The sequence below is a fragment of the Streptomyces hainanensis genome (assembly GCF_004348415.1).
In the GTDB taxonomy this organism is placed as follows: Bacteria; Actinomycetota; Actinomycetes; order Streptomycetales; family Streptomycetaceae; genus Streptomyces; species Streptomyces hainanensis.
This window is the reverse complement of the sequence record NZ_SMKI01000632.1, coordinates 1-3,570: the sequence shown is the minus strand read 5'-3', so window position 1 is coordinate 3,570 and position 3,570 is coordinate 1. Positions and strand designations below refer to the sequence as shown.

Genomic DNA, 3,570 nt, shown 5'->3' with positions numbered 1-3,570 from the left:
GGCTCGTGATCCGGGTGCTGATCGTCGACGACGACTTCATGGTGGCCAGGCTGCACCGCAAGGTGGTGGAGCGCACCCCGGGCTTCGAGGTGGTCGGGGAGGCCAGGACCGGCGCCGAGGCGTTGGCGGCGGTGCGTGAACTCCACCCGGATCTGGTGTTGTTGGACATCTATCTGCCGGACATCAGCGGCCTGGACGTGCTGCGGGAGCTGCGCGGTGGCGCGGCGGCGGACGGCGGCCCCGAGCCCGACGTGCTGGTGATCACGGCGGCCCGGGAGGTGGAGACGGTGCGTGGGGCGCTGCGCGGCGGCGCCGTGCACTATGTCATCAAGCCCTTCGAGGTGCCGGTGTTGCAGGAGCGGCTGCGGGACTACGCGCGCCGGTCGCGGGAGTTGGCGGCCATCGCGTCGTTGCCCGGGCAGGATGTGGTGGACCGGGTGTTCGGGGCCGCGATGCCGCCGCCGCGGCTGCCGAAGGGTTTGTCGGAGGAGACGGCGGAGCTGGTCCGGTCCACGCTGGTGGCGTGCGACGAGGACCTGTCGGCGGCGGAGTGCGCGGCCCGCAGCGGCCTGTCCCGGGTGAGCGCGCGGCGCTATCTGGAGCACTTCGCGGCCACCGGGCGGGTCGCGGTGAGCCTGCGCTACGGCAGCACCGGCCGGCCGGAGCGGCGCTTCCGTTGGGCCGGCGAGTCCGAGCGGCCGTGAGGCGGCTCAGTGCCAGCGGTCCGGCAGCAGGCCGAGGCCGTGGGGGGTGAGGGTGTGCAGCACCTCGTTGCCGCGCCGCATCGACATCACGAGCCCGGCGTCCCGCAGCACGCGGGCGTGTTGGCTGGCTGAGGCGACCGACACCCCGGCGCGCACGGCGAGTTCGCCGGTGGTGGTGCCGTTCTCGATGCAGCGCAGCACCCGGGCCCGGGTGGCGCCGAGCAGCCGGCCGAGCGCGGTGGCGGTCTCGGGCGCCGGCTCGGCGTGCTCGATGGGGTAGACGAGGACGGGCGTCAGGTCGGCGCTCGCGTAGGTGACGGGCAGCCGCCAGCAGAAGAAGGACGGGACGAGCAGCAGGCCGCGGCCGCCGGGGCGGACCTCGCGCTCGACGGGGTAGTCGGACTCGAGCACCGGCGGGTTCCACCGCAGCACCGGGCGCAGTCCGTCGAGCAGCCCGTCGATGCCGCCGGCGAGCAGGTGGCGGACGCGCAGCGCGCGGTCGGCGTCCACCTCGGCCTGGACGCGGCGCCAGACGCCGCCGGCGAGGATGGCGCGGTGGTGGTAGCGCTGGAGGTCGGCGGCGAGTTGCTCCAGGGTGGCGCGGTCGCCGCGGGCCAGCGCCCTGACCCAGCTGGGCAGCGGCTGCTTGGTGTCGAGCCGCTCGATCTCGGCGCCGAGCCGACGGCGCGGGGTGGCTCGCAGCGCCTCCATGCCGTCCTCCCAACCCCGCCTGGACTCGGGTGGGTTGAGGAAGTCGGGGAAGTATCCGGTGAGCGGGATCAGGGCGCGCAGGGTGGCCGGCAGGGCGCCGACGCGGCGGCGGGACTGCTCGCGCCAGTCGCCGTAGACATGGGGCGCGCGGCGGTCGCGTAACCGGTGCGAGCTGAGCACCGTCTCCCACATCGGGTCGGGCCGCTCCGCGATGCGGACCCGCGCCAGGTCGTCTCCGGTGAGGTGGATGCGCAGCACCAGGCAACCTCCTTTGCAGCGACCCGTCGCGCTGACCACAGATTTTCAGCCTACGCCGAAATCGCTCGCCCGATCGATGCGTTGTCGGCCACTGTGTGGGGTGTTCGGCAACCGCTCGGGGACGGGGGGATCAGTGGATCGCTCTGGCATGCGCTGTTGTCCATGCCGCGCCGTGGGTTCCGGTATCGCTGCCCCTTCCGCCCTCGGCAAGGCCCCCCGAGCGGACGCCGAACGCCCCTGAGGCATCCTGAGACATCCGGCCACGCTCGCGAGGGCCCCGTGAGGCAACCGGAAGCGGCCGTGCCGCTGTCGCCGCGCGCTGTTATCGTCAGCGTCCGACTGTCGGGCTCGCGCTTTCGAACACGACAGGCCGATTCACGGGCCCACGTGCGGGGCCGTCGAGCCGAGGGGGGACGAGACGTGGGCGCACCGCCGCCACCGCAGTATCCGTATCAACCACCGCCGGGGCAGCACCCCGGGCAGCCGGGAATGCCGGGGATGCCGTACGCCGGCTATCCCTACCCGATGCCGACGGGGCCGGCGGCCGTGTTCGCCAGCCCACGCGGCCTGGCGACGGCGGTCTCGGTGCTGCTCGGCGTGACCGCCGCGCTCTACCTCCTGATGACGGTCGGGGCCATGCGGATGTGGTCGACGGTGGGTGACATGCAGGACGGGAACTTCCCGACCCTCCAGGAGGCCGAGGACGTCGACGACTTCTACTTCGGCACCATCATGATCGCGGCCCTCGGCCTGCTGGCCACCGGCATCGTCTTCATCGTCTGGTTCTACCGGATCCGGGTGAACGCGGAGCTGTTCGACCCCACCGGGCAGCGGCTCAGCCGGGGTTGGGCGATCGGCGCCTGGTTCACGCCGGTGGTGAGCCTCTGGTTCCCCAAGCAGATGGCCAACGACATCTGGCGGGCCAGCACGCCGTGGGGCGCGAACCCGGCCCACGGCGTGGTCACCGCCTGGTGGACGCTGTGGATCGCGTCGACGGTCAGCTACGTCGCGGCCCGCGCCCAGATCCCGGAGAACGAGGCCCTGTTCAGCAGCGAGGACCTGGACACGTTGCGGAACCAGTCCTCGGCGCTGGGCTTGAGCGGCATGCTCGGCGTGGCGGCGGCCGTCGTGGCGATCCTGTTCGTCCGCCAGATCAGCGCCCGACAGCAGACCAAGTACGCCCAGGGCCCGATCCCGCCGGGCGGCCAACCGCCCGTGCCGGGACCGCAGTCGATGCCGGGGCAGCAGCCGGGCGCGTACCCGGCTCCCGGCCAGTACCCGGCCCCCGGCACGTACCCGGCCCCCGGCGGCTACCCGGCGGGGGGCGCTTATCCGCCACCCGGTGGGTATCCGCAACCGGGCGCCTACCCTCCGCCATCCCAAGGGGCGCCGCCGTATCCGGGCCCGCAGCCCGGTCAGCCCCCCATGACGCCCCCGGGCTGATCCGGCCGAAAGCCGATCCGAACGACGTGCGATAGTGTCCCCCGTTCAACTGTGGTACCGAACGGGGGACGCCAATGGGCCTGGCCCTGGCAATCGTTGGAATCGTGGCGTTGGCACTGGTGTTGGCCGTCGTCCTGCTGGCGCGGTCGCGGCGCCGGGGCGCGCCGCCCGCGCCCGCCGCGCCCCGTGACCCGTTCGCTCCGGGCGCCGACACGGCGGGGGACCCCCGGCTGCTGAAGGCCGGGGACATGGTCGAGTACCTGGGCGAACGACTCTTCGTCCGGGGCTCGTTGCGGCTGGCCGAGGGCGGCTTCAGCTGGTCCGAGCACTTCGTCGACGCGATGGACGGCACCGCCGAGGGCAAGCGGTGGATCTCGGTCGAGGAGGACCCCGACCTCGAGGTCGTCATGTGGCGGGAGTACCGGGGCGAGCCGCCGCTGCTGCCCACCCAGCC

Annotated in this window: 4 protein-coding genes; 3 read left to right on the top strand and 1 reads right to left on the bottom strand. The window is 73.2% G+C overall.

What is annotated here, in order from left to right; genetic code table 11:
- The first annotated feature begins 5 nt into the window (after positions 1 to 5).
- Positions 6 to 704, top strand: coding sequence for a response regulator (locus E1283_RS33865; protein ID WP_132821999.1), 699 nt, complete (start codon positions 6 to 8; stop codon positions 702 to 704).
- A gap of 6 nt (positions 705 to 710) precedes the next feature.
- Here E1283_RS33865 and E1283_RS33860 read toward each other — a convergent pair whose 3' ends face one another.
- Positions 711 to 1,673 carry an ArsR/SmtB family transcription factor gene (locus E1283_RS33860; RefSeq protein ID WP_132821998.1) on the bottom strand — a complete coding sequence of 321 codons (963 nt, stop codon included), beginning with the start codon at positions 1,671 to 1,673 and terminating at the stop codon, positions 711 to 713.
- Between the two features lie 489 nt (positions 1,674 to 2,162).
- Here E1283_RS33860 and E1283_RS33855 point away from each other — a divergent pair, with 489 nt between their 5' ends.
- Both E1283_RS33855 and E1283_RS33850 read left to right on the top strand, forming a co-directional pair.
- On the top strand, positions 2,163 to 3,116 hold the full coding sequence (locus E1283_RS33855; RefSeq protein ID WP_165956348.1) for a DUF4328 domain-containing protein: 954 nt from the start codon (positions 2,163 to 2,165) through the stop codon (positions 3,114 to 3,116).
- 104 nt (positions 3,117 to 3,220) lie between these two features.
- A partial coding sequence (locus E1283_RS33850) for a DUF4178 domain-containing protein (RefSeq protein WP_207930640.1) occupies positions 3,221 to 3,570 on the top strand: 350 nt, incomplete at its 3' end.

What these genes read in the sequence shown, in the direction of transcription:
- E1283_RS33855 (WP_165956348.1), top strand. Translation starts at nt 2,163, where the DNA reads ATGCCGGGGATGCCGTACGCCGGCTATCCCTACCCGATGCCGACGGGG.